This is a genomic window from Thiospirillum jenense (assembly GCF_014145225.1).
Classification (GTDB): domain Bacteria; phylum Pseudomonadota; class Gammaproteobacteria; order Chromatiales; family Chromatiaceae; genus Thiospirillum; species Thiospirillum jenense.
Genome location: NZ_JABVCQ010000001.1, coordinates 97,144 through 122,648, shown reverse-complemented (window position 1 = coordinate 122,648; position 25,505 = coordinate 97,144). Strand labels below are relative to the sequence as shown.

Annotated in this window: 23 protein-coding genes; 12 read left to right on the top strand and 11 right to left on the bottom strand. The window is 48.5% G+C overall.

Annotated features, from left to right (window positions below; genetic code table 11):
• Window positions 1-16: 16 nt before the first annotated feature.
• The 4 genes from HUK38_RS00530 to infA all read left to right on the top strand — a co-directional run bounded on the left by HUK38_RS00530 (window position 17) and on the right by infA (window position 2,269).
• A complete protein-coding gene (locus HUK38_RS00530) occupies window positions 17-475 on the top strand; it encodes a DUF29 domain-containing protein (RefSeq protein ID WP_182581815.1) in 459 nt (152 codons plus the stop codon).
• A gap of 160 nt (window positions 476-635) precedes the next feature.
• Window positions 636-1,211 carry a Uma2 family endonuclease gene (locus HUK38_RS00525; RefSeq protein WP_182581814.1) on the top strand — a complete coding sequence of 192 codons (576 nt, stop codon included), beginning with the start codon at window positions 636-638 and terminating at the stop codon, window positions 1,209-1,211.
• A gap of 46 nt (window positions 1,212-1,257) precedes the next feature.
• On the top strand, window positions 1,258-1,833 hold the full coding sequence (locus tag HUK38_RS00520; protein ID WP_182581813.1) for a Uma2 family endonuclease: 576 nt from the start codon (window positions 1,258-1,260) through the stop codon (window positions 1,831-1,833).
• Window positions 1,834-2,050: 217 nt separating this feature from the next.
• Complete coding sequence (infA, locus tag HUK38_RS00515) at window positions 2,051-2,269, top strand: translation initiation factor IF-1 (protein WP_009148344.1); 219 nt, start codon at window positions 2,051-2,053, stop codon at window positions 2,267-2,269.
• A 55-nt stretch (window positions 2,270-2,324) separates the two neighbouring features.
• On the opposite strand, the gene clpA is transcribed toward infA, so the two are convergent.
• Window positions 2,325-4,586 (bottom strand): ATP-dependent Clp protease ATP-binding subunit ClpA, encoded by a 2,262-nt coding sequence (clpA, locus tag HUK38_RS00510; RefSeq protein WP_182581812.1) that lies wholly within the window; start codon window positions 4,584-4,586, stop codon window positions 2,325-2,327.
• A gap of 148 nt (window positions 4,587-4,734) precedes the next feature.
• Window positions 4,735-5,067: an ATP-dependent Clp protease adapter ClpS gene (clpS, locus tag HUK38_RS00505; protein ID WP_182581811.1), complete on the bottom strand. Its 333-nt coding sequence runs from the start codon at window positions 5,065-5,067 to the stop codon at window positions 4,735-4,737.
• 265 nt (window positions 5,068-5,332) lie between these two features.
• On the opposite strand from clpS, the gene leuS reads away from it, so the two are divergent.
• The 3 genes from leuS to holA are packed head-to-tail and all read left to right on the top strand — an operon-like array spanning window position 5,333 to window position 9,476.
• Window positions 5,333-7,900 carry a leucine--tRNA ligase gene (gene leuS, locus HUK38_RS00500; protein ID WP_182581866.1) on the top strand — a complete coding sequence of 856 codons (2,568 nt, stop codon included), beginning with the start codon at window positions 5,333-5,335 and terminating at the stop codon, window positions 7,898-7,900.
• A 5-nt stretch (window positions 7,901-7,905) separates the two neighbouring features.
• Entirely contained in the window at window positions 7,906-8,439 is a 534-nt protein-coding gene (locus tag HUK38_RS00495) for an LPS-assembly lipoprotein LptE (protein ID WP_182581810.1), read from the top strand.
• Window positions 8,440-8,459: 20 nt separating this feature from the next.
• Window positions 8,460-9,476, top strand: a complete 1,017-nt coding sequence (gene holA, locus HUK38_RS00490; protein ID WP_182581809.1) for a DNA polymerase III subunit delta — start codon at window positions 8,460-8,462, stop codon at window positions 9,474-9,476.
• 121 nt (window positions 9,477-9,597) lie between these two features.
• On the opposite strand, the gene HUK38_RS00485 is transcribed toward holA, so the two are convergent.
• The 3 genes from HUK38_RS00485 to hemE all read right to left on the bottom strand — a co-directional run bounded on the left by HUK38_RS00485 (window position 9,598) and on the right by hemE (window position 13,295).
• Window positions 9,598-10,323: a VWA domain-containing protein gene (locus HUK38_RS00485; RefSeq protein ID WP_182581808.1), complete on the bottom strand. Its 726-nt coding sequence runs from the start codon at window positions 10,321-10,323 to the stop codon at window positions 9,598-9,600.
• A 65-nt stretch (window positions 10,324-10,388) separates the two neighbouring features.
• Window positions 10,389-12,116: a cation:proton antiporter domain-containing protein gene (locus tag HUK38_RS00480; RefSeq protein ID WP_182581807.1), complete on the bottom strand. Its 1,728-nt coding sequence runs from the start codon at window positions 12,114-12,116 to the stop codon at window positions 10,389-10,391.
• A 105-nt stretch (window positions 12,117-12,221) separates the two neighbouring features.
• On the bottom strand, window positions 12,222-13,295 hold the full coding sequence (gene hemE / locus HUK38_RS00475) for a uroporphyrinogen decarboxylase (protein WP_182581806.1): 1,074 nt from the start codon (window positions 13,293-13,295) through the stop codon (window positions 12,222-12,224).
• 442 nt (window positions 13,296-13,737) lie between these two features.
• Here hemE and HUK38_RS00470 point away from each other — a divergent pair, with 442 nt between their 5' ends.
• The 5 genes from HUK38_RS00470 (at window position 13,738) to HUK38_RS00450 (ending at window position 16,597) form a co-directional block, all read left to right on the top strand.
• Complete coding sequence (locus HUK38_RS00470; protein WP_182581805.1) at window positions 13,738-14,043, top strand: hypothetical protein; 306 nt, start codon at window positions 13,738-13,740, stop codon at window positions 14,041-14,043.
• A gap of 12 nt (window positions 14,044-14,055) precedes the next feature.
• Window positions 14,056-15,354 (top strand): hypothetical protein, encoded by a 1,299-nt coding sequence (locus HUK38_RS00465; protein WP_182581804.1) that lies wholly within the window; start codon window positions 14,056-14,058, stop codon window positions 15,352-15,354.
• 144 nt (window positions 15,355-15,498) lie between these two features.
• Complete coding sequence (locus HUK38_RS00460) at window positions 15,499-15,768, top strand: DUF4160 domain-containing protein (RefSeq protein ID WP_182581803.1); 270 nt, start codon at window positions 15,499-15,501, stop codon at window positions 15,766-15,768.
• Between the two features lie 401 nt (window positions 15,769-16,169).
• Complete coding sequence (locus tag HUK38_RS00455; protein WP_182581802.1) at window positions 16,170-16,373, top strand: type II toxin-antitoxin system HicB family antitoxin; 204 nt, start codon at window positions 16,170-16,172, stop codon at window positions 16,371-16,373.
• 5 nt (window positions 16,374-16,378) lie between these two features.
• On the top strand, window positions 16,379-16,597 hold the full coding sequence (locus HUK38_RS00450) for a type II toxin-antitoxin system HicA family toxin (RefSeq protein WP_202985496.1): 219 nt from the start codon (window positions 16,379-16,381) through the stop codon (window positions 16,595-16,597).
• Between the two features lie 333 nt (window positions 16,598-16,930).
• On the opposite strand, the gene wrbA is transcribed toward HUK38_RS00450, so the two are convergent.
• The 6 genes from wrbA to HUK38_RS00420 form a co-directional block, all read right to left on the bottom strand.
• Entirely contained in the window at window positions 16,931-17,542 is a 612-nt protein-coding gene (gene wrbA, locus HUK38_RS00445; RefSeq protein ID WP_238787332.1) for an NAD(P)H:quinone oxidoreductase, read from the bottom strand.
• A gap of 53 nt (window positions 17,543-17,595) precedes the next feature.
• Entirely contained in the window at window positions 17,596-19,392 is a 1,797-nt protein-coding gene (locus tag HUK38_RS00440; protein WP_182581799.1) for a hypothetical protein, read from the bottom strand.
• 221 nt (window positions 19,393-19,613) lie between these two features.
• Window positions 19,614-19,940, bottom strand: a complete 327-nt coding sequence (locus HUK38_RS00435) for a DUF2442 domain-containing protein (protein ID WP_182581798.1) — start codon at window positions 19,938-19,940, stop codon at window positions 19,614-19,616.
• A 27-nt stretch (window positions 19,941-19,967) separates the two neighbouring features.
• Entirely contained in the window at window positions 19,968-20,216 is a 249-nt protein-coding gene (locus tag HUK38_RS00430; protein ID WP_182581797.1) for a type II toxin-antitoxin system HicB family antitoxin, read from the bottom strand.
• A 50-nt stretch (window positions 20,217-20,266) separates the two neighbouring features.
• On the bottom strand, window positions 20,267-20,491 hold the full coding sequence (relB, locus tag HUK38_RS00425) for a type II toxin-antitoxin system RelB family antitoxin (RefSeq protein WP_182581796.1): 225 nt from the start codon (window positions 20,489-20,491) through the stop codon (window positions 20,267-20,269).
• A gap of 20 nt (window positions 20,492-20,511) precedes the next feature.
• Window positions 20,512-25,476 (bottom strand): DEAD/DEAH box helicase, encoded by a 4,965-nt coding sequence (locus HUK38_RS00420; protein ID WP_182581795.1) that lies wholly within the window; start codon window positions 25,474-25,476, stop codon window positions 20,512-20,514.
• Window positions 25,477-25,505 lie beyond the last annotated feature (29 nt).

The following is a 25,505-nucleotide window of genomic DNA, read 5'->3' as shown; positions in this document are numbered from 1 at the left end:
CAATCAAGCGGTTGCCATGCGTTCAACAGATATGTATGAAACTGACTTTTTATGTTGGCTAGAACAACAAGCGGCGTTATTACGCGCTCGCCAGTTTATTCAACTGGATTGTCAGCATTTAATTGAGGAATTAGAAGAGATGGGGCGAGAACAAAAAGTTGCATTGCAATCGTTACTGCGCCAACTCCTGATTCATTTATTAAAACTCCAATTTTCTCCAGCGACCTGGCCGCAATTGCATTGGTTGGAAGAAATCACAGAATGGCGCGATCAGGTGCAAACTCGTATGGAAATGACGCCTAGTTTGCAGCATGATGCGAATGAGTTATTAGAGAAGGCGTGGATACAAGCGCGCCGTTCTGTCGAAAAATCATTAATCGCACATGGAGAAACCGCTGCTATTCCCCGCGTGTGTCCATACACGCTTGCGCAAATCCTAGATCACGATTTTTTGCCGATCAGTGATTTAGATTAGATGGGCGTTGTTTTAATTAGTAAATCAAGAAGTTGATCGTTCCCATGCTCCAGCGTGGGAACGCACATTTTGCGAGTTTTAATTGATGATTGATTAGCACTGAACAGCGCTGCTCCAGCGCGGGAATGATTAAACAATTAAAAACCAGAGGAGTATTGCCATGCCCGCTACCGCCACCACCGCACTATTGTCAATTGACGAGTATTTAGACGGTGAACAATACAGCGCCATTCGCCATGAATACCTCGCCGGGCAGGTCTATTCAATGGCCGGCGCGAGTGAACAACACAATCGCCTTGCCGGTAATGTATTTTTTCATTTACGCGCCGCCACTCGCGGTACTGCCTGTGGTGTTTTCATTAATGACATGAAAGTCCGCATTGCCGCGCATGACAGTTTTTATTATCCCGACGTATTACTCACCTGCGCGGTAAATGACTCTGAATCGTTTTATAAAACCGCCCCTTGTTTCATTGCCGAAGTCTTATCGCCCAGCACCGAGTTAATTGATCGGCGTGAAAAATTACTCGCCTATCGCACCCTGCCATCATTGCGCTATTATGTGTTAATTGCACAAAACCAGCGGCTGGTGGAATTATACCGCCGTGACGATCAGGGCGATTGGCATTATCAGGTTTATCAAGAAACGGGTGAATTGGAATTGAATTGTCCGCCCGTGCAATTGCGTATGACATTAGCGGAGGTTTATGAAGATGTTAGATTTGATTCGGTGTAAATGACGTAATCAATTAGACATCAGACAATTAAACAGGATACTCATCATGCCCGCCACCGCCACCACCGCATTATTATCAATTGACGAGTATTTAGACGGTGAACAATACAGCGCCATTCGCCACGAATACCTCGCCGGGCAGGTTTATGCCATGGCCGGCGCGAGTGAACAACACAATCGCCTTGCCGGTAATGTATTCTTTCATTTACGCGCCGCTACTCGCGGCACCGCCTGTGGTGTCTTCATTAATGACATGAAAGTCCGCATTGCCGCGCACGACAGTTTTTATTATCCCGACGTATTGCTCACTTGCGCGGCAGATGATTCTGAACCCTTTTATAAAACCGCCCCTTGTTTCATTGCCGAAGTCTTATCGCCCAGCACCGAGTTAATTGACCGGCGCGAAAAATTACTCGCCTATCGCACCCTGCCATCATTGCGTTATTATCTGTTAATTGCACAAAACCAGCGGCTGGTGGAATTATACCGCCGCGATGATGCGGGTGATTGGTATTATCAGGTTTATCCAGAAACGGGTGAATTGGAATTGAATTGTCCGCCCGTGCAATTGCGCATCACATTAGCGGAAATGTATGAAGATGTTGCAATGGCTGCGGTTTAATTCATAACACCTGCAAGAAAAAATCCGCGTTATTATGCAAGACACAGCTTAAAACCATCCGTTGCACCCGACATAAACGACATGGATGTCATTGTTTTTGCGTGAACCGTGTCGAACTGCGCCAAGCTATGCTAAACTTGATAAATTCAGGCGCTGGCATACGCAGTCACGCATCCCAGCGCTTTTTTACAATTAACATACAACTATCTAATTATCTATGGCAAAAGAAGACGTTATTCAAATGGAAGGCACGGTGGTTGAAACCTTACCCAACACCGTATTTCGCGTGGAATTAGAAAACGGACATGTGGTCACAGCACACATCTCCGGTAAAATGCGCAAGCATTATATTCGCATCTTAACGGGTGATAAGGTGACAGTTGAACTGACACCTTATGATTTAACCAAAGGGCGCATCACTTATCGGGTACGTTAAACGTTTGATTTAATCAACAATTAACTCAACGCCCCGAGTGATGTTAAACCGCGCATTATGCTGTGACTGATGCGCTTTCAAATTGAAACTTCAATTCTCCATCATCGCCCACCGTCACCGTCACTCGTCCGCCATTCGCCAAATCGCCAAATAACAATTCATTGGCCAGTGGTTTCTTAATAGTGTTTTGAATCACCCGCGCCATCGGCCGAGCGCCCATCTTTTGGTCATATCCATGCTCGGCAATCCATGCCTGCACCGCCGGTTCAATCACCAAGTCCACGCGCTTTTCGGCCAATTGCTGTTCTAATTCAAATAAGAACTTACCCACCACACTGGCAATAGTCTCCTCGCCCAGTGGCGCAAACTGCACCACCGCATCTAACCGATTGCGGAATTCTGGTGAAAAGAAACGTTTAATAATCTCCATCCCGTCGCTGGAATGATCTTGTTCAGTAAACCCAATTGAACGGCGGCTGGTTTCACTCGCACCCGCATTGGTGGTCATCACTAAAACAACATGGCGGAAATCGGCTTTCCGACCATTATTATCCGTCAGCGTGCCGTGATCCATCACCTGTAATAACAAATTAAATACATCGGGATGCGCCTTTTCAATTTCATCTAATAACAAGACCGCGTGCGGATGTTTGGTGATCTCTTCAGTTAATAATCCGCCTTGATCGAAGCCAACATACCCAGGTGGCGCACCAATTAAACGCGACACCGTGTGGCGTTCCATATATTCTGACATATCAAAGCGAATCAACTTTAATCCCATAATACGCGCCAATTGACGAGTCACTTCGGTTTTACCAACTCCAGTTGGACCAGCAAATAAAAACGCACCAATGGGACGCTCCGCATTGCCCAACCCCGAGCGATTCATCCGAATAGCAGATGTGAGCGCATCAATTGCCTCATCTTGACCATACACCACCAATTTTAAATCACGATCTAAATGCCGTAATGATTCACGGTCGGATGAAGACACCTGCTTGGGTGGAATACGCGCAATTTTTGCAACAATCGCTTCAATATCGCTGACATCAATCCGTTTTTTACGCTTCGTTGCTGGGCGTAATTGCACATGCGCCCCCGCTTCATCAATGACATCAATCGCTTTATCGGGTAAATGACGATCATTAATATATTTCGCAGATAATTCAACCGCCGCCCGCAATGCCGGTTGCGTATAATTCACTTGATGATGCGATTCAAAATGCCCTTTTAATCCGCGTAAAATCTCAACCGTCTCTTCAACTGACGGTTCTAATACATCAATTTTTTGGAAACGCCGCGCAAGCGCACGATCCTTTTCAAAAATACCGCGATATTCTTGATAGGTGGTGGAACCAATACAGCGCAAATCACCAGAAGCGAGTACCGGTTTAATCAGATTAGACGCATCCATGACACCGCCCGACGCTGAACCAGCGCCAATAATGGTATGAATCTCATCAATAAACAAGATGGCATCCGGCGTGTTTTTTAATTCCTTAATTACCGCTTTTAGGCGTTTTTCAAAATCACCGCGATATTTCGTGCCGGCAATGAGTGAACCAAGATCAAGTGCGTAAACCACTGCATGAGCGAGGATTTCTGGCACTTCACCGTCCACAATTTTTTTGGCTAATCCCTCCGCAATGGCGGTTTTACCAACACCCGCTTCACCCACTAATAACGGATTATTTTTCCGCCGCCGACACAAAATTTGCGTGGTGCGTTCAATTTCTAATACCCGCCCCACTAATGGATCAATTTTGCCCTGCCGCGCCAATTCATTCAAATTAGCCGCAAAAACATCTAATGCCGTTAATTGCGGTTGATTGTCCGGATGGGCGGTATCTGGCTCGTGATGTTCATCATCTCGTTCTTCACCCGGCAATTTAGAAATCCCATGCGAAATATAATTGATGACATCCAACCGTGAGATGTCTTGTTGATTCAAAAAATAAACCGCTTGGGAGTCTTGTTCACTAAAGATCGCCACCAATACATTCGCCCCGGTGACTTCTTTTTTACCTGCTGATTGCACATGAAACACCGCCCGTTGCAAGACTCGTTGAAATCCAAGCGTGGGTTGCGTATCACGTTTTTCTTTTTCCCCTAATACCGGTGTCGTGCTATTAATAAAAGTTTTTAATTCCTGCTGTAGGCGATCTATATCCGCCCCGCAAGCGCGGAGAATACGGGTTGCGGTGGGATTATCCATTAACCCTAATAACAAATGCTCAACCGTCATGTATTCATGGCGTTGATCGCGGGCGGATTTAAATGCGGCATTTAATGTTAGTTCAAGTTCTTTACTCAACATGGGAATAAACTCTCGCTGCGGGTGGTTAGAGTGTGGGCAAGTTGATTAATACAGTTTAAACAATTTGAATGACATTGGCAGTGTGTTTTATTGGAATAGAGAAACAACTACTCGAATAAAAATGCCAGATTATCATTGGTTGGCGGTATTATGGCATGGCTTCCATTGTACACAAAAGTGGGTGATGATTGGCGCGTGAATAGTCATTCACTTGCGTGACCTTTGTTTCAGCAATATCACGGCTAAACACCCCACACACACCCGCACCTCGCGTATGAACATGCAGCATCACTTGCACGGCTTGTTCATAATTCATAGCAAAAAATTGTTCTAATACCTGTACCACAAAATCCATTGGTGTATAATCATCATTCAGCAATAACACTTTATACAAGGGTGGCTGTTTTAATTGTGGACGCGCTTCTTGCAGGAGCAAATCTGCGCCGGGTTCATCGCCAAATGTTGCGTCTTTTTCACTCATAGTTAGGGTTTAATCATTATGAAAAGTCAAATCAAAACGGGTGATATGATGAGACTGCGCCAACGACCGATAGATGGGGCAGCATTGGGTAAAAATATAGTCTTGTACGGTTAAAGATACCGCATTATTTAGATAAATACGCGCAATGATAATAGGTTGCAATCAAACAACTGAACTGCGCCTGTCATTATCCGACTGCCAGTTTAGAGTATTCTTACGGACTTTAGACATCTTTCCTTAGCGTTATAGAGTTAATTAAACCATGATGAACAGCGATTACGATCCACAACGCATCGCCCGCAGCGTGCAAGATTTTTGGCAAGAAAATCAATCATTTAAAGCCGCCGAAGACCCGACGCGGGAAAAATTCTATTGTTTGTGCATGTTCCCCTACCCCTCCGGGCGCTTGCACATGGGGCATGTGCGCAATTACACGCTGGGCGACGCGATTGCGCGTTATCAACGGATGTTAGGAAAAAATGTTTTACAACCAATGGGTTGGGACGCATTTGGGCTGCCAGCTGAGAATGCGGCAATTAAACATGGTATTCCGCCATCGCAATGGACACGCACCAATATTGCCGATATGAAAGCGCAATTGCAGCAATTAGGTTTTGGCTATGATTGGGAGCGCGAATTAGCCACCTGTGATCCAAATTATTATCGCTGGGAACAATGGTTATTTACCCGTTTAATGGAACGTGGTTTAGCCTATCGCGCCACCGCATTAGTCAATTGGGATCCAGTTGATCAAACCGTATTAGCCAATGAACAAGTGATTGACGGCAAAGGTTGGCGTTCGGGTGCTGCAATTGAAAAACGCGAAATAGAACAGTGGTCAGTGCGTATTACCGCCTATGCCGAAGAATTATTAACTGCCCTCGATCAACTCGATGGTTGGCCAGAACAAGTGCGCACCATGCAGCGCAATTGGATTGGGCGCTCAGAGGGCGTTTATATGGAATTCGGTATTGAAAACCGCCCCGATTCACTCGGCATTTACACCACCCGCCCAGATACGTTAATGGGTGTCACTTATATTGCCGTCGCCGCTGAACATCCATTGGCACGCGAATTAGCTGTTAATGATACTGAATTAGCCGCGTTTATTGCCGAATGCCGACAGGGCGGCGTCTCCGAAGCTGAATTAGAAACATTAGATAAACGCGGCTATCCACTCGGCTTAAATGCAATTCACCCAATCACCAATGAACCGGTACCAATTTATGCCGCTAATTTCGTTTTAATTAATTACGGCACCGGCGCCGTCATGGCGGTTCCTGCGCACGATCAACGCGATTGGGAATTCGCGCAACGCTATGATTTGCCTAAAAAACAAGTGATTTTTAGCACCGACGGCAGCCCCTGTGCCATTGACCACGCCGCCTACGTTGATAAGGGTATTTTACGCCATTCCGGGCAATTTGATGAATTAACTTCACAACACGCTTTTATTGCCATTGCCGAGTGGTTAATTCAACATGGCAAAGGCGAAGTGCGCGTCAATTACCGCTTGCGTGATTGGGGCGTCTCTCGCCAACGTTATTGGGGATGTCCATTACCCGTCATTCACACAGCGAATAATGAAGTGCGCGCCGCCACGCCCGCTGAATTACCCGTTATTTTACCCGAAGCCGTGACCGTTGATGGCAGCGGTTCACCATTAAAAAAGATGCCCGAGTTCTGGTCATTACCGAATGGCGAGCGCCGCGAAACTGATACGTTTGATACCTTTTTTGAATCCAGTTGGTATTATGCGCGCTATTGTTGTCCCGATTGTGATACCGCGATGTTGGATGAACGCGCACATTATTGGTTGCCCGTGGATCAATACATTGGTGGGATTGAACACGCGGTATTACATTTATTATATGCCCGCTTTTTTCATCGGTTATTACGCGATGAGGGATTGGTGCCGGGCAATGAACCCTTCACCCGTTTATTAACACAAGGCATGGTGGTTGCCGAGACCTGGTATCGTGAATTGCCCGATGGACAAAAGCAATGGTTTAATCCGGCTGATGTCTCCGTGACCCGTGATGATAAAGGGCGGTTAATTCAAGCGGTCTTGACTGCTGATGATCAACCGGTGCAATTCGGCGGCATTGAAAAGATGTCGAAATCAAAAAATAATGGCGTGGATCCACAGCGATTAACTGAACGCTATGGTGCTGATACGGTGCGCTTGTATACCCTATTCACTGCGCCGCCGGAACAATCATTAGAATGGAATGATGAAGGTGTCGAAGGCGCGGCACGATTCTTAAAACGGGTCTGGCAATTAGCTGTCACGCACCATGAAGTGATCATGAATGCCGATCAACAAGTGCCGTTTGATGCGGTGATGATTAACGCCCGCCGTGAGCTGCATTTAATTCTGAAAAAAGCCAATTTTGATTATGAACGCCACCAGTTTAATACCGTCGTGTCCGGCTGTATGAGTCTGGTGAATATCCTGCAAAAACTGGAGTTTACGCAACCCAGTGCGCCGCGTTTATTACGCGAAGGCATGTCAATTTTGCTGCGGTTATTAGCACCGATCACGCCGCATTTAAGTCATTATTTGTGGCAAGAATTGCAATTCGGCGCGGATATTTTGCAATCCTCTTGGCCGCAAGTGGATGATAGCGCGTTAATTCAAGACCGCATCACTTATACGGTACAGGTGAATGGTAAATTGCGTGGGCATATTGAAATGCCAATTGATGCTACCGCCGCTGACATTGAAACAGCCGCATTAAATCAAGATGCTATTCGCCGTCACACCGATGGTAAAACCGTGCGTAAAGTGATTCTTGTGCCAAGTAAACTGTTAAATATTGTGGTGAGTTAATCGGCATGAGTTATCTAAAAAACAGCGCCGCATGGCGGGTGTTATTCTTAATTGCCAGTGGTTTAGTGATGAGTTGCGGGTTTCATTTGCGCGGCAGTTTTGAATTACCCGCCGATTTAACACCCGTTTATGTGCAACCCGGCACGGCCATTAGTGCGGCGTTAATGGAACGCCTGCGCAATAGCCAAATTGCTTTAACTGACCAACCAGCAACTGCGGCATTTAGCGTGCGCATTGTGAATGAAGAACGCCAATCACGCATTGTCGCGGTTGATCGTGACGGTAAAGCATTAGCGTATGAATTGAGTTATCGGGTGCAATGTGAAGCGCAGCGGCGTGATGGTCAGGTATTATTACCATTGCAAACGATTACTGTCGTGCGCATGTTTGATGATAACCCCGACGTTGCAGTATTAGGTAAGCAATTAGAATCTGATTTAATTTATCGGGATTTAATTGCCGATGTTGCCGACAGTTTATTATTAAGACTGCGGGCGGCATTGATGGTAAAAACGACTACTCCATCGCAATCACATTAGTCACATTGACGGTCACTCTCATGCGCGTCTCTTCTTCACAATTAAGCGATCACTTAAAGCGTAAGCTCGCGCCCGTGTATTTGCTGTGCGGTAATGAGCCATTGCAATTTAATGAATCATTGGATGCAGTGCGGACTCATGCCCATCGTCTTGGTTTTACTGAACGGCATGTGCTGGAATATCAAAAAGACTTTGATTGGAATATGTTAATTGCCACAGCCAATGCGCGTTCATTATTCTCGGCGCAGCAAATGATTGAATTGCGGATTGGTGAGCAGAAAATTGGCGTGGAAGGCGGTAATGCTATTCGGCGTTATTGTGACCAATTAAATCAAGATGTGTTGTTATTGGTCATGGCATTGGGATTGGATGGCAAGGACTTAAAAACTAAATGGGTACAAACCATTGATGAGGTGGGAGTTGTCATTCAAACCCGTGAACCAGCTAATCGGCAGAAGTTAATTGAATGGTTAGAAAATCGGTTGCGCAGTAAAGGATTTTCACCCACACCGGAGGTGGCGTCGTTATTAGCCGATCAAACGGAAGGTAATTTATTGGCGGCGGATCAAGAAATCACTAAATTGGCATTAGTGCGCCAGCCCGGCGTATTAGATGTGGCGGGATTGCGCGCTGCGATTACCGATAGCGCCCGCTTTGATTTATATGATTTAACGGCGGCGGCAATTGCAGGTGATCGGGTACGCACCCGTCGGGTATTGCAAATGTTAATGGCGGAAGGCACGGCCGAGCCATTGGTGTTATGGGTATTAAGTCGTGAATTGCGCGCCTTGGCGGCATTAGCATTTGCCCAACAGGCGCGTCAAGAATTAGAGCCAGTGTTTCATGCATATCAGGTGTGGGATAATCGCCGCCCGCTGCTATTAGCGGTATTAAAACGGCATTCGCTGGCGCAATTGTGGCAATTATTATTGGAGTGCGCGACCGTTGATCAAGCCATTAAAGGGCGGGCGGCCGGTGATCCCTGGGCGTTATTGGCGCAGATTGCAGATACATTGGCAATGTCAGCAGAAAAATGATTGACTGGCATGGTGTTGCGTCAATTCATCACCGCGCTGGTTGGGGTGTTTTAATTAACCCAATATTCAGCGCGAGTGAATGATGGTGCGGCGGTGAGTTATTAAACATGAGACGACCAATTCAAGCAGTGATAATGCCCTTAGCGGTCATTTGACTAACCCAGCTGGGGTATTCAGACAGCATGTTTTGATACAGCGTTTGATCGGACATTTTATTCGGATTTGTAATAGAAAAAAATCCGGCATTATCAATAAACCGTCCACTCATGGTATCCAGTTTTGATAGAAACTCAAACCGAGTGCCGCCCACGCCCATGAATTGCCAAAAGATTGGTTCTTTGGATGCTTCACGGATTTGTTTTTCAGCATCTGAACGGGAGTCGGGTTCACCATCGGTAATAAACATCACATAGGATGGCAACTTTTTTTCTTGACTGCCAAATAATTTACGCATCAACCCCGTTTTGTAATGATTGCGGATTAACTGCATCACCGCCGCATAATTCGTTGATCCCATGTGATATTTAGCCAAAAGGCGATTAACTCCGCCCTGATAATTATCAATGGAAAGGACGCCAACATAATAGGCTTTTGATTCAAAAATGAAAATGTCAATATCGCCATCATCATCAAATGCGGTGCCCAGTGCTAATACACGCTCGGCAAGTTTTTGTACCCAACCATTATCATACAGGCTAGTCATTGACCCAGAATAATCTAATGCCAATGCTACCTTTGCAACATGTCCAGTCAAGGACGAATGATTCTTGAGCGTTGAATCAACTGATTTACGCAAATCAACTAATTGCGGGGCTTTTGTTTGTAGTTTATCCAGAGAAATCGCCATGATGTTCATCCCGTTTTGTTAATCAGAGTGAATAAAATGATTGGGCAATTTTATAGTGCGATTGATTAGGTTGACGTATTACCCTCCACTGCTTCGCGCACCAGTGCATAATCAGTTTGACGCACACCGTGTAATAAATCATCCACTTCGCTGGTTGTAATTCCTAATCCCTCTAATGTTTCGGCCGCTAATCGCAAACTCGCCTCCACAGCTTCGGGAAATGCTTTACTCGCCCCCGCTCTGAATAGCGCGTCACAGGTGGTTAAATCGCGTGCGCGTGCCACAATCACCACCGCCGGAGCATGAGCGCGAATTAAACGAGTCGCGTTAATAGCGGCGTGTTGGTCATCAATGGTTAATACCACCAAATCGGCTTGTTCAATTTGCGCGGCGGTTAATAAATGCGGATTACCAATATCACCATAATAAACCGGAAAGCCCTCGCCGCGCCATTTAGCGACTAATTCAGGATCGGATTCAAACGCAATATACGGAATGCCGTGACTATTTAATACCGCGCCAATGGTATGCCCCACTCGTCCATACCCACCAATCACAACTCGCGCCACCGGTTGCCCAGTTTGCCAGGGATAATTCAATGATGGATCAATCGGTTTCATTGTTTCCGGCAAGCGCCGTGCAACCCATTCACTCAATTTGACCATCGCGGGCGTTAATAACATGCTTAATGAAATGACGGCAATAGCCATGGCGAAAATCGCGCTGTCAATCACGCCCAATGCTTTCGCAGCACCGAATAAGACAAAACCAAATTCGCCCGCTTGTGATAATAAAAATGCAATTCTGACGGCATTACCGCGCCCGGTCTCGAAAATCAAACATAATACAAATAACACGGTGATTTTAATTAACACGATCACGAAAACATGTAATGCGGCAATCAGTGGCTGTGCCATTAACATTTCCACGTCAACCGACATGCCGACGGCGACGAAGAATAAACTCATTAATAACCCTTTGTGCGGTTCAACAATGGCGTGGATTTGCAAACTATAGCGGGAGCGTGACAGCATGACGCCCATTAAAAAGGCGCCCAATGCCATTGACATGCCGGCGTGTTCCATTGCAAAGGCGGCGACAAAAACGGCGGCTAATACCACCAGAAAGAAGCCGTCACGATTCTTTTGTCGGGTTAAGCGTTCTAATAACCAGGGCACCAAATAGCGTCCGCTGACTAATACCACGCCGACCATTGCAATCACGGTGGCTAATTGCTGCCATAATGGAGTGGACATTGGTAAAGGGCCATTATCGGCAATAATGGGAATCATGGCCATCAATGGCACGACGGCGATGTCTTGCATTAATAAGACGGCAAAGGCGGTTTGTCCGTGTTGACTGGCCATTTGTCCGTCTTCATGTAGCGTTTGCACGACTAATGCGGTGGACGATAATGCTAAACTCATGCCGAGTAATAATGCGACTGACCATTCCGATTCAAATAAGCGGAAATACAGCGCAATGGCTAAACCGGAGAGGATAATTTGCAATGAACCGAGGCCGAATAGGGTGCGACGTAATTCCCACAAGCGGCTGGGTTGCATTTCCAAGCCAATGACAAAGAGTAATAACACGACGCCGATTTCGGTGAAATTGCGCAGGTCATCTACATTGCCGGTGACGGTCAAGCCCGGGGTGTGCGGGCCTATGAATAATCCCGCGACTAATAATCCGAGAATGGAGCCGAGGCCGAAATGCCGAAATAAGGTGACGGCAGTGGCGGCAACTACTAATAATAAAACGGCGGATGAAACGAAGGATTTTGGATCCATGGTGGATCAACTTAGCAATTAACAGGAATGAAGATCGGGTGAATAAACGCCCCGTGCAATTCAACGAGGCGCTTGTCAATCATTATACGCTGGTGAATATGAACATCAGGCAATGGGTGCGTGATAAGCGCGGCTGAGTTCATGCACGGCGGCGACCAGCGCGGCGGCGTGTTCGGGATTGGCGTCGGGATGAATGCCATGCCCGAGGTTGAACACATGCCCGCTGCCGTGGCCGTAACTGGCTAACACTGCCGCCACCGCGTCCCGAATGCGCGCCGGCGAGGCGTACAAAGTGCAGGGGTCGATATTGCCCTGTAACGCGACGCGATCTTGCACGATCTTGCGGGCATCGGCTAAATCTAGCGTCCAATCCACGCCCAGCGCGTCGCAGCCGGTGGCGGCCATGTCGCCCAACCACTGCCCGCCGCCTTTGGCGAATAAAATTACCGGCACCCGCCGCCCGTCGGCTTCACGGGTTAAGCCGTCCACGATCTGTGCCATGTAACGCAATGAAAATTCACGAAAATCGCTCGGGGATAACACGCCGCCCCAGGTGTCAAACACCATCACCGCCTGCGCGCCGTGGGCGATTTGCGCGTTGAGGTACTGAGTGACGGTTTCGGCGACCTTGTGCAACAGGCTGTGCAGCAGCGCGGGTTGGTCAAACAGCATCGCTTTGCTGAGGGCGAAGTTTTTGGTGCCGCTGCCTTCGATCATGTAGGTCGCCAGCGTCCAGGGGCTGCCGGAGAAACCGATCAGCGGGACGCGGCCGTTGAGTTCACGGCGGATGGTGCTGACCGCATCCATGACATAACGTAACTCGACGGTGGGGTCGGGAATGCCGATGCGCTCGACGTCGGCGCGGCTGCGCACCGGGTGGGTGAAATGCGGCCCCTCGCCTTCGGCAAAGTACAGCCCCAAGCCCATCGCGTCGGGGATGGTGAGGATGTCGGAGAATAAAATTGCCGCGTCGAGCGGGAAGCGGTCAAGTGGTTGCAGCGTCACTTCGCACGCCAGCTCGGGATTGCGGCATAAATCCATGAAACTGCCGGCCTTTGCCCGCGTGGCGCGGTATTCGGGTAGATAGCGCCCCGCCTGGCGCATCATCCAAATCGGTGTGTAATCAACAGGTTGCCGCAGCAGGGCGCGTAAAAAGGTGTCATTTTTTAGCTCAGTCACTGGTTGAATAATCCGCTGGAGTTGTGGTGGTTGAAGAGGGAATTTTTGCGAAAACGGCGCAGTCAGAATACTACAGTGGGTGGTGATCTGCCGCAGGTTGGGATTTGTTGCCACCCGCCCGCGGCGGTGCGGGGGCGTTTTGCACGTTAAAATGCCGCGTCTGTGTCACCGCAACAATGGAGCAACGGCCAATGTCCAGCACCGCCCTGATCGAGCATTATTGCCTTGACGATTACCGCCGCTGGGAAGGTTGCCACATAGTATTCAATAAACTGTGTTTTGCTTAGTATGATTTAGGAATGCTAAGTCCAGCATATCTCTACAGATAACGACTTTGACAGTACACAAATCCGTCGTTATTCTAAACAGAGCAGCATGTACCTAATGGCGATAACCAAGCCCGTGTTGCTAATCACGCTCTTTAACAAGTTCGAGTATGTGGTTGCCAGCACGAGTTGCTGGCGTAAAATTTGAAACGCATCAAAGAGTTCGCGCTGTAAAAACATCTGTTTTTGCAGCCTTGGTAGATACACCCCAATCTTCGGATTGGCAGTTAAGCGTTACTGAGCTTCGCTCAGTAACGCTTAAGAAAAATGTATCGGTCACGCGCCCGGATGTGATCGTTATCTGCTTTGCACCCGAGGGCGACCGCATCGTCCGCGCCCCGGCGTTGATTGCCGAAGTTGTCTCGATTCTACTTTATGCAGTGCAGTCACATTTGCGGTTAATTTTTGTGCTTCTTGTATAGAGGAAGGTAGAAATGTTCAAACTATCCAATAGAAATATTCTCGCTGTGATAGCACTAACCTGGATATCAACAGCACAAGCATCATCGGTGAATCTCCAATTTGAAGATGTGTACGATAAACCACTATGGCAAAACGGATGGGTAATTGGCGGCGTAATTACCGCTACAGCCATAGGAGCAGCAGTAGTTACAACTATGACCGCTGGAACTGGTGCGCCTGCGGCTGCTGCGGGAGTTAGTACTGTTGCAAGTACATTAGCTGGTGGTGGTGCGGGATCTTACATGGCTGGTCTTTCAATGGTCGGCGGATTGGTTGGTGGCAATGCCATAGTTGGCGCTGCCATATTAAACGGAATAGCCGCCAGTCTGATCGGAAGTTCTGCCCTAAAAGGCATCCCTATGGTTGTGGTTGCATCATTAGAAGTTGCTCAAACTTTAGGAATGGTTGCCATCCCAGACCCAGAAAAAAAGATCGACCAATTTTTAGTGACAATGCCGATTACTACGGATGTTGGATCAGATTATGCTCAAGATTTAGTCGAAGAATTCAAATATAACACTGAAAAATATCAGGACGAAGAAATAACAAAAACAGATTATTTGGAGAAAAACAAATATATTGCAGAGAGAGCAATAAGATTACTTAAAAGCGTTCCAAGTCCTGCTGATGAAGATGCAGTTGTTGCTCTTATTTTAATAAGAAACCTTGGGTATATTAATGAATTTGATGAGTATGCGCATATGTTGCAATGTCAAAATGATGCATCTTTTGCATGCTATTTGCAAAGTATAGCATATCTTGATAAAGGCAATTATGAAAAATCCATAGAACTTGCAGACTATGCAATAAGCCGAGAAGAAGACGTAATCGAACCAATTATTATTAAAATAGTGGCGCTTAATGGTCTTGGGAAATATTCAAGCTCCATGGAGCTTGAAAAAAACATTGAGGATTATGATGAAGGTAACTATGTAACACCAATTTCTAAAGCGACAGCTTATAATCTTCTTGGGGATTATTCGTCAAGAAAGCTGAATCATTTTTATGCTGCAAATTACTATGTTAAAGCATTTAATGACTTAGGGTTTAATGATTCAGACGAACTAAAAGCGATATTATGTGCAAAAGCAGCTCACTCGTACCGGGTGTCAACAGAGGAAATAACAGAAGTAGACTTCAAAGATAAAGCCGAGGAATATAAAAAAGCAGTTTCTTATATCGCCGAGGAATTTTATAAAAAAGCAGTTTCTTATTCAGATTCTGATGAAATCAAAAAAACAGTTGACGCAATATATTACAGTCAAGGATAGCAGCGTAGCCGTGTAGGTTGGGTTGTGTGCCTGACACGCGATTGATGATGAATAAACCCACCCGCCCGGCACACAACCCAACATTTCCCCGCCCACCATTTAACCCAATTCAATTCACAGCAATTGCCGCAGCGGAGTTGACGGATGCCGACGATTAGCATGTTTTATGGGATTATTATTCGGATGCTATTTATGGACAATAAACCGCATCCTGTACCGCACCTTCATGTTGAATATCAAGAACACAAAGTTGTGATTGCAATTCCTGAAGGAAACGTATTGGAAGGTGCATTGCCTGTAAAAAAACTCCGTTTAGTACAGGCGTGGATCACAATCCATGAAGAGGAGTTAATGGCGAATTGGACGCTCGCTGTCAATGGTGAATCAGTCTTTCCAATTGATCCATTACGTTGAGAAATTAACAATGATTGAAGTCAATGCGGTCAGGGTCATTATCCCTTATGGGTTGGTACTTGACTTTAATAACGGTGAACGCAGATAGTTTGATATGCAACCTTATTTACATTACCCGGTGTTTCAACGCTTGCAGAATGCCGGTTATTTTTCACTGGCGCGTGTGAACTACGGTACCGTGACTTGGCCGACATTGATATTGCACCGGAAACGCTTTATGAGCGTTCTATTCCATGTCTGAGCCGTGTCGTTTAGCGGCGGCGGTTGGGTTGCCGCTGTTTAGCGACCTGACTGGGTGAGATTGAGAATGAAAACCCTGCTCCGCGCTTGATGGCGGAGTGGGGGTTTTTGTTGGGTGATTGGTTTATAATCACACCAACGCATTTGCCGCAGACCACACCATGAATTTGAAAATTATCCTTGAAGCAAGTGATGAAGGTGGATTCACCGCATTTGTCCCAGCACTGCCCGGTTGTATTAGTGAAGGCGATACCCGTGCAGAAGCCATTGCCAATATCCGTGAGGCAATTGATCTTTACTTGGAAGTCTGCGAAGACGATCTGGCCGGGTACGTCCATGCTGAACAGCTTGACATGATTGTATGAGCGTCATGCCCAGCTTGTCGTATGATCGCCTGATTCGTGCGCTACAGCGCGATGGCTGGGTCATTGTCCGGCAGAAAGGCAGCCATATTCGGCTGCAAAAGCACACCGCGGCCGAAACCCTTAAACTCACCGTTCCAGCACATCGGCCGATTAAACGCTCTACACTGTCACAGATACTCAAGCAGGCACGATTAACCACCGAGGAACTGCAATGCCTGTTGTAGCAGCAACGGTTGGGTTGCCGCTGTTTGACGATCTGAGTGAGATGAGAATGAGAACCCGCCTCGTGATGTGAATTGCTAGGCGGGTTTTTTATTAGACTTGTTCTAACACTTGTAAAACAAGGAGTTAGCAACGCTGAATTCCCACATTTCTGGGGATGTGGCAAAAATAAAACTTTATAAATCAGAGTGATACTGCTCACGCCGTCAAAACAAGTCTATTGCCCCCTTTTGGAAAAGGGGGGTTGGGGGGATTTAATCAAAGCAAGCGGTTGTGTGCCTGCACGCGATTGATGGCGAATAAACCGACCCGCCCGGCACACAACCCAACATTTCCTACCGCGTCACCTGCATCAGCGCCGCCGCCGTGCGCGCCAGCCGCCGTCCAAGTGCTTGACACAACTGCTTTTCTTCATCCGTCACCGGCAACTTGTTGTCAATTCCCGCGACATGTGATGCGCCATACGGCGTCCCACCGCCGGTGGTATGCAACAGCGCCTGCTCGCTGTAGGGCAACCCTAAAATCATCATGCCGTGATGCAGCAGCGGCACCAGCATCGTCAGCAACGTCGTCTCCTGCCCGCCGTGCAAACTGGAAGTCGAGGTGAACACCGCCGCCGGTTTGCCGATCAATGCGCCGCGCAACCACAGCGGCGAGGTCGAATCGAGAAAATATTTCAACGCCGCCGCCATGTTGCCAAACCGCGTCGGGCTGCCCAGCGCCAACCCCGCGCACTTTTCCAGATCATCCAACGTGACATACGGCGCCCCGTCACTTGGCACATCCGCCTCGACGGCTTCGCAGACGGTTGACACCGCCGGCACCGTGCGCACCCGTGCCTCCATACCGCCCTCCTCCACGCCCCGCGCAATCAGCCGCGCCAATTCCGCCGTCGCCCCGTAGCGGCTGTAATACAACACTAAAACGTACCCTGAACGCATCATCATCTCTCGTTGTTGATTAGAAATTCTTAATTAAACAATCGGTTACACCGCGCTGGTCAAGCCACCGCCGCCGAGGACGGTACCGCCGCCGAATGCCGCGCCACCCGTTGCCCAGGATAGGCTGGCACCCCCAGCCGCGCATCGTTAGCATCAATTTGATACAGCAAAAACTCACCCGTCGCCTCGCGCAGCCGCCGCAGCCGTGACGCAATCGTCAAACGCTTACTGCCAATTTCAATCGCCTCGCCCTCGCTGATCTGCACTTGCGGCGCACTCATCACGCCCCAGCCGAAATCCGCGTCATAAATCAACAAACTCGGCAGCCGCGCTGCGTCCTGATCCCGCGCCAGCGCCACCGCTTCAGTGGAACGCAGCGCCACCAGCGTGGCAAAACTCGCCAACATTTGCAGCTCCACCACCAGCGCCCCGTTGGTCAACTGCGCCACGCGGGCGACCTTGCCCAGCACCGGATTGGTCAACTCGTGCCGCCCGATGTCATACAGCGCCAGCGTCCCGACGGTCACACCATGCCCGGCGCGTTGGTCACGGGTGCTAATCCACAACCGCCGCGCCCGTTGATCCACCACCGCCCACGCACTGCGCAGGTGTGACGCGGGTGCGGGTACCGCGTGACGCGAGCGCGGTTGACCAGAATAGCCACTGCCGGCGCTGGCTAATTCCGATGTCGCCGCCGCCGTCGGGCGGGAGAAAATGTGCCGCAACTGCTCGCGCACTGGCGTGAAGCCGACATGCAACGCCACTGGCTCACCGCTGGTCGGCAACGTGATTGCACTTGACTCGTCGGTGATCGCGCCCTCGTCCAAATCCCGCGCCAGCAGCCGCAAAAATGGGCGGCGTTGTAACGCGGGTAACACCGCCAAACTCGGTGAGGTGTGCAGATCAGTCGCCGCGTTGGGATTGAACAGATCGGAATAATCTTGGCGCACCACCGCGGCCAGCCGTTGACAATCCAAGATCATCAGCGGGTGTTCGCCAGTCGGTTGCGTCAAGCACGGCGGCGCATCGTGATCGGCACTGGTGAAGCGCAGGTCGTCCAATTTGGTCAGCGGCGCCGCATCTGCCCTGACCACCCGCACTCCGTCCGTCACGGTCGCGCAGTAACTCAGGATCAACTCGTGATCGTGGCGTGACCAAGAGCAGGTATCAAATAACCCGAGCGTTTGAATGGCCAAATATTGCTCGGTCACGGTTGCGGTCGCGGCGGCAGGCGCGGTGAAAACCCCGGGCGTCAAGCGCGGCTGCGCGTCGTGATCTGCACCGATGGTGGCAATCGCACTGAACACACAGTTGGTCACGCGCCACAATTCTGGCGCCAGCGGCCGGTAGCGCAACGCACTCAAACGTTGCGCGCACTGCACCCACTCCAAAATCCGCAGCGCCGCCAGTGACAGCCGCGCCCAACTCGCCTGCTTGGGTGTGGGTAAATCGCCGTAATCGTCGGCTAACACGAGCCGATACGCCGCGATCATGGCGTCAATCACCTGTTCCAGTTGGGCGTAAAACTCGCGCTGCCCGGTGGTTTCGGCGATACCGCGCTGGTCAACGGTCAACTGGTGCAACTGGTCGAGCAGCCGCGGCCACAGCCAGTGCGCTAAGGTTTCCGTCGCCTGTAACCGAGCGGCAGGACGAGCGCGGGTGTCATTGGCACGGTGTAACGCGGTCAGCACCTGCTGCATGGTGGTAAAAAATGAATCCGTGGCACGCTCCGCTCGCGGTGGCGTCAGCAGCGGCGTCAGTCGCCATTGGCTCGGACACGGTAGCCCCGCCCGCAAATGGCTGGCGGCAGAGTGGTGACTGGCGGCAGTCGCTGGGGTTGGGAATGGTGCAAACATGGCGGCAGTTCCAGAGTAAAGTGGCAGAATTTGTCAGGTGTCATGGTTGGAGTGTATGTCATTTTCTGCAATCAACTTGTGACCCCAATCGCAGTTATTTAGCAAACTGTTGCCAGGTGGGGCGCTCTGGGCAAATAAAACAGATTAAACGCGGGCGCATGGAGACTATTGGATAGATCGGCAAGGGCGGCGGAATCTTGAATAACCCAATTGGGCGGGGGTTAATGGTCGTCGGTCGCAACTTTGCGTAAAAGTGTGACCAAATGCGCATCTTGCCGTATCTCATTTTGGCTGACTTCACCGCGTTGTTCTTTTGCCCACGCATATACGTTATCAGCGCCGAATTCATTATCCAGCCATTCAATGCTATTACCCCATTCACCCAGATGCACTCGCGCAAAGACAGTGGGGTCTAAAATGGGTGCTAATGCTGAATAACGCCGCAACCGCGTTTCTAAATCCACTTCTAATACTTCGCCCGTGTGCCAGTGAGTGCGCACACAATAGGGTTTTAATGCCTCGACCGCCGTCAAGTGTGGAAAAAACATGATGCAATTGCCGCGCACATCTTTAATTCACGCGGCCTGTTTTATATTCGGCGCATTGCGAATTAAAATCGTCGGATCATTCGTCGGTGGTGGAATTGGGCGCTCGGTTTCTAATAACAGCGCGAGGTGTTCTGCCATGCCGAGCCGTGCTTGTTGTATTGCATCTTCCACCGACTGGGCAACACCGGTAAAGCCGGGCAATTCGGGTGCAAAGAACGTGAAAAAATCAGTTTCAGCGGTCGCTTCAATCACAAGTGCATAGGGTAATTCAATCATTGTTGTTGCTTTTTAATTTGCGCAATTGCCGCGCCGCGGTGGTGGTGTATTCAACAATCCAATTCAAGTGCTATTCTCACTGCCGCTGTCGAGTGAATGGACTCTTGACCGGTGTGGACGCGCTCTAATACCGTCAAAGCGTGATAACCCGCTTCCATGTCGGCAATGCCTTGTTCGATGAAATCATTTAATAACGCGGCGGTGGTTGTGCCACTACGCACCGCCAATTGTGCTAACCGCTGTTCAATTTCATTAGACAGTTCAATCGTTGTCATTGTGTTATTCTCCGCATGGTTTATGTTAATGTCGGTAATTGTTTCACAATCCCCACTGTCTCCACACTCACGGTCACGACGCGCTGGAATAATTCGAGTGGATAGCGCGGGTTATTCATGGTTTCAATTGCCCAATCATTCGCATCATTGACAATGCCGCTGTCTTTGTCGGTTTTGACGCCCTGCCGTTCCATCACCCAGTCTAATGCCGGTTTGCCATTGACGATGTATTCATACGCGGTCAGCGGGATGTCGCTAATCGTAATGAAGTCATTATAAATCACGGTGGTTAAATCTTTATCCTTGCCGCGTTTTTGATCGTTCCCATGCTCCAGCGTGGGAACGCCCGGCTTGCCATATTTCATTTTAATCACGCGATACTCGGCTGCGGTCAATTCGGCTTTATTGGTTTTAATAGTGACGGGATACGGCGCGACAGTTTCATAATTCAAATGCAATTCAGCGAGTTGCCGCCCCGCTTGACTAAATGCCCAAAAGTCAGCGGCGCTTTTAACACACGGAATGCGCGGCTGTTCTTTACTTAAATTGTCAGCGTAGCGGGCGCGGTAGTCGGGTGAGTGCAATAGCCCATAAATGTAATAAAACAGGTCGGTTTTATTGATCGGTTCATTCGGGTAGTGCGCTTGAATATGCGCGAGGCCGGCGTCGGTGATGGCGTCGCGGCGGGTGCGGGTTAATTCGGTGGCAAATAAATTGTCATTGGCGGGGGCGGCGTCATCGTATAAATACAGCGGGAAGCATTGCCCAGTGTCGAGCGTGTGTAAATTAGGTAATAAATTAGTTAATAATACTGAAAAACCACTTCTGGCGCCAATTCCAGTAACACAAATCACCACATTGTCCGCCGTCGTGTCGGGAAAAATGCGGGGCATTTGATAAACCATTTCATTAAAGCGCCGATCATAATACAACCATTGTTTGGTAAATGGACGATACAGGCTAGTGATTAAATTGGATTGCGCAAAACTAAATTGCCGTCCTTTCACCAATTCTTGTTTCAAAGCGCGTGACCAACTAATTTGGCTAGGATCAGTGCTAATCAACTCGTCAACTTTGGTCTCTAATATTTTTTTATCTAATCCCGCAACTGCCAATTGAAAACGAGCCGTTTCCTGATTATAAAACGCAATCATCCGCTCCATATTCGCCGCAACCTGATTGCGCGAGGCGTTGTAGCACCATGTATCCCGATTTGTCACAACGCCTAATGAGAAATTATCAAACAGTTTCGTTGCCCCGCTTTTTTTATCACCCAACACAATAAAATCATTAAAACTGTCGTCGCGTTGATTCAACCAATCGCCGTGCGCATCCGGTGTAATCAATTGCCAACCATTGGCGGCGGTAATCCCGGCAATGCTCACCAGTTCAGTCATTTTGCCTAGTTTATCTGCCCTTTTTAGTGCATTGCCAATATCGTGATAATAAATTTGTCCTTGCTGCGTTGCGGCAGGATTTTTAACAAAAAAGGTGATTGCAATACCCGTCATGCTACCGCTACCGAAAATGTTTTCGCCTTCTTTCGCTCGACCCTTACTCAACATATTTTTACGAATATCGCCGCGTAAATTCAGCACATGAATACTAGAGAATTCTTCAAATAAACATTTACGCATCCCATCAGTTGCTGGTTTTTCAATAAAACCGCTGCCTGATACAAACCCAATAATCCCATTATCACCAATCCGATCTGATGCCCAGCGAATTGCCCGAATATAACTGTCATATAAACTTTTTGCATTAATAGATTTTGACTTTGCTGCGTAAGTTTCACCAATGCGTTTATTAAGTCCTGGATAATCAACATTGGCGTTGTTGTCGTTCTGACTGCCCTGCCCAATTGAATACGGCGGATTGCCAATAATCACCTGCACCGGCAATTGCGTTTGCTTCCGCCGCCGCGAGCTATTTTCAATTAACAACGCATCCATCAAATCACCCTTCTCATACAACTGGAACGTATCGGTTAAACACATCCCCGCGAATGGTTGATAGCTACCACTCACCAAACTATGATAAGTTGACTCAATGTTAATTGCCGCGATGTAATACGCCAACAGCACCATCTCATTGGCGTGAATCTCAGATTGATATTTGAACGGCAATTGCTCCCGCGTAATCAACCCACTCTGCAATAACCGCGTTAAAAACGTCCCCGTGCCAGTGAACGGATCAAGAATATGCACGCCCGCGCTACCCAGCGACAATTGAAACTCACTGGTTAATAACTCATTCACACTATGCAAAATAAAATCCACCACCTCCACCGGCGTATAAACAATCCCCAACCGCTCAGTCAATTTCGGAAACGCATTTCTAAAAAACTTATCATACAATTCGACAATAATCTTTTGCTTACCCGCCGCATTATCAATCCCCGCCGCCCGCACCTTCACACTGTCATAAAAGCCCTGCAACGTATCCGTTTCTTTATGCAAATGATGCTCATGCAATTGGGTTAAAATCGCCTGCATCGCCTGCGACATCGGGTTATATTTAGCGAATTCATAATCGGCAAATAACGCCGCAAACACCGGCTCAGTAATTAAATGCTGCGCCAACATTTCAATAATATCGCCATCACTCAAACTATCATTCACATCATCACGCAATTCATGCGCAAACGCCTCAAACGCCGCCCGCTCATTGGTATTCGCCGGATTGGCTAAAATCCCCGTGATCCGATCAATGTGCGTATTCGCAATTTTAGCGATGTCATTCGCCCAATCCTCCCAATGATGGCGATTACCGCATTTCTCCACCAATTTGGCATAAATCCCGCGTTCAATTTCGCCAATTGCAAATGTCAATTCCCCCTGATCTGCCACCGTCGGCGTGTTTATTTCCGCCTCACCAATCGTAAAATCATCCCGTCCAGACCGTTTTTTATTCGCCCGCCGCGCCGTTTTATCACCCTTTTTAATCGTCGCCTTGCCAATGTGATCGGTGATGGCAATCACCTCCATTTTATTCGTATCGCGCCCAATCCATTCCAGTTTATTCACAAACGCATCAAAATGATCATCATGCGAGCGCAACGCCTGCAAGACCTCCCACACCACCGCGTAGGTTTTATTATCATTCAACGCCTCATGCGGCGTCATGCCGGCGGGAATGACCACCGGTAAAATCACATAACCGCGTTTTTTATTCTCCGCAATACGCATTACCCGCCCCACCGCCTGCACCACATCCACTTGTGAATTGCGCGGCGCGAGAAATAACACCGCATCTAATGTCGGCACATCCACGCCTTCAGATAAACAGCGCACATTACTTAAAATGCGGCAGGTATTATCGGGCGGAGCATCGCGCAACCATTGCAAATGCGCCGCTTTTTCACTCGCACCCATTGATCCATCCACATGCCGCGTTTCACACTTTAATTGCGCAACCGCCGCCGTTGTTAATTGCTCCTGCTGTTGATACGCCTCGACCACCAATTGAAACATCGCCGCAATGTGTTTAGAACTGACACGGTGCGTTTTGCGGTTTTGATTCGGTTCAATCACCTGACAAAACGCCACCGCCCGCTGCATTGGCGTCGCGTCATTCGTTAATTGTTCGGTCAAACCATATTTCGCCAATGCTTTCCAACAGCCGACAATTTTCGCCGCATCATCAATTTTTAATTGGTTATTTTCATCTTTTAATAATTCTTGAATTCGCCGACTAACGTGCGCTTCATCAATCGTCAATACCACCACTTTATAATCCACTAATAACTTGCGCCACACCGCCTCTGAAAAGTTTAAGACAAATAATTCTTGACCATACAATTGCTCATCATCCATTGAACACAGCGTCACGTTATCGCGCTCGGCAATCGCTTTGGCCGTATTCGCATAAATGCGCGGCGTCGCCGTCATATACAGCCGTTTATTCGCCCGCACATAGGCGTTATCATGCACCCGTACAAACGCGCTCTCCTCGGCATCATTAAAGATCGCGCCAGTGGTGCGGTGCGCTTCATCGCAAATGATTAAATCAAACGGCGGCAGTTGATAATTGACTTGTGCCTCGTGCAACACATGAATCGAATGATAAGTACTAAACACCACCGTTAAATGCTCGGCATCGTGGCATTGCGCAATTTTCATTGCCAACTGCGCGGCATTGGTCGTGGCCGGATACTGCAATTCCGACACGCGCAAATCCACCTGATCGGCATCTTGATCCTGCTTTTTAGTTGGTTTTTGATTACCAACTTCAGTATCCGAACACACCGCAAATGAATGTAACGGCAATTGACTCTGCTGCGTCCATTCGGTCAGCGTTTGCGATAACAGATTCAAACTCGGCACACAAAACAACACCCGCCCACCCGCGCCGCCAATGGCTTCGGCAATGTTCAATGCCGTGAACGTTTTGCCCGTGCCACACGCCATAATCAATTTGCCACGCTCGGCTGTTTTTAATCCCGCCACCACCTTTTTAATTGCGGCAACCTGATGCTCACGCGGCGTTTTACGCGGTTTTAATTCCGCCGTTTTATTCTCAGGTTGATACTGTGCCCAATCAATTTGACTCGCCTCCAATGCCGGCAAATCAATCACCGTCACCGGCGGGTGTTGATTCTCTAATGCCGTCCGCGCATGAGTATTCCAATGCGGCGTAGTGGTGATAATAATGCGATGACTAAAGGTGGTTTTACCCGACGCCGTAAAGAAACTATCAATATTGCCTTTACTAATGACATGATCGGGGGAATAAAACTTACATTGAATCGCGTGGTATTCAGCAATGCCGCGAGTCATTGCCACCAAATCAATGCCCGTGTCTTGCCGCGATAAACCCTGCGTCGCTGCCCAATCACCATACAACCACACGGCGGCGTATTGATCTTGATAATAGGGTTCGGTGCGCAAATAACACAGCATTAACTCTTCAAAATAAGTGCCTTTTTCGCGTTCCGATTGTGAAATAGACCGGTAATGATCGAGTAAAATAGACAGCGGTGACATCGTGAAACGCTCGTTTTAATACAGGCGAC

What these genes read in the sequence shown, in the direction of transcription:
- HUK38_RS00525 (WP_182581814.1), top strand. Translation starts at nt 636, where the DNA reads ATGCCCGCTACCGCCACCACCGCACTATTGTCAATTGACGAGTATTTA.
- leuS (WP_182581866.1), top strand. Translation starts at nt 5,333, where the DNA reads ATGAACAGCGATTACGATCCACAACGCATCGCCCGCAGCGTGCAAGAT.
- HUK38_RS00465 (WP_182581804.1), top strand. Translation starts at nt 14,056, where the DNA reads ATGTTCAAACTATCCAATAGAAATATTCTCGCTGTGATAGCACTAACC.
- relB (WP_182581796.1), bottom strand. Translation starts at nt 20,491, where the DNA reads ATGACAACGATTGAACTGTCTAATGAAATTGAACAGCGGTTAGCACAA.
- infA (WP_009148344.1), top strand. Translation starts at nt 2,051, where the DNA reads ATGGCAAAAGAAGACGTTATTCAAATGGAAGGCACGGTGGTTGAAACC.
- HUK38_RS00455 (WP_182581802.1), top strand. Translation starts at nt 16,170, where the DNA reads ATGAATTTGAAAATTATCCTTGAAGCAAGTGATGAAGGTGGATTCACC.
- HUK38_RS00440 (WP_182581799.1), bottom strand. Translation starts at nt 19,392, where the DNA reads ATGTTTGCACCATTCCCAACCCCAGCGACTGCCGCCAGTCACCACTCT.
- wrbA (WP_238787332.1), bottom strand. Translation starts at nt 17,542, where the DNA reads ATGATGATGCGTTCAGGGTACGTTTTAGTGTTGTATTACAGCCGCTAC.
- holA (WP_182581809.1), top strand. Translation starts at nt 8,460, where the DNA reads ATGCGCGTCTCTTCTTCACAATTAAGCGATCACTTAAAGCGTAAGCTC.
- HUK38_RS00430 (WP_182581797.1), bottom strand. Translation starts at nt 20,216, where the DNA reads ATGATTGAATTACCCTATGCACTTGTGATTGAAGCGACCGCTGAAACT.
- HUK38_RS00460 (WP_182581803.1), top strand. Translation starts at nt 15,499, where the DNA reads ATGCCGACGATTAGCATGTTTTATGGGATTATTATTCGGATGCTATTT.
- HUK38_RS00485 (WP_182581808.1), bottom strand. Translation starts at nt 10,323, where the DNA reads ATGGCGATTTCTCTGGATAAACTACAAACAAAAGCCCCGCAATTAGTT.
- HUK38_RS00520 (WP_182581813.1), top strand. Translation starts at nt 1,258, where the DNA reads ATGCCCGCCACCGCCACCACCGCATTATTATCAATTGACGAGTATTTA.
- HUK38_RS00450 (WP_202985496.1), top strand. Translation starts at nt 16,379, where the DNA reads ATGCCCAGCTTGTCGTATGATCGCCTGATTCGTGCGCTACAGCGCGAT.
- clpS (WP_182581811.1), bottom strand. Translation starts at nt 5,067, where the DNA reads ATGAGTGAAAAAGACGCAACATTTGGCGATGAACCCGGCGCAGATTTG.
- HUK38_RS00420 (WP_182581795.1), bottom strand. Translation starts at nt 25,476, where the DNA reads ATGTCACCGCTGTCTATTTTACTCGATCATTACCGGTCTATTTCACAA.
- clpA (WP_182581812.1), bottom strand. Translation starts at nt 4,586, where the DNA reads ATGTTGAGTAAAGAACTTGAACTAACATTAAATGCCGCATTTAAATCC.
- HUK38_RS00480 (WP_182581807.1), bottom strand. Translation starts at nt 12,116, where the DNA reads ATGGATCCAAAATCCTTCGTTTCATCCGCCGTTTTATTATTAGTAGTT.
- HUK38_RS00435 (WP_182581798.1), bottom strand. Translation starts at nt 19,940, where the DNA reads ATGTTTTTTCCACACTTGACGGCGGTCGAGGCATTAAAACCCTATTGT.
- HUK38_RS00530 (WP_182581815.1), top strand. Translation starts at nt 17, where the DNA reads ATGCGTTCAACAGATATGTATGAAACTGACTTTTTATGTTGGCTAGAA.
- HUK38_RS00495 (WP_182581810.1), top strand. Translation starts at nt 7,906, where the DNA reads ATGAGTTATCTAAAAAACAGCGCCGCATGGCGGGTGTTATTCTTAATT.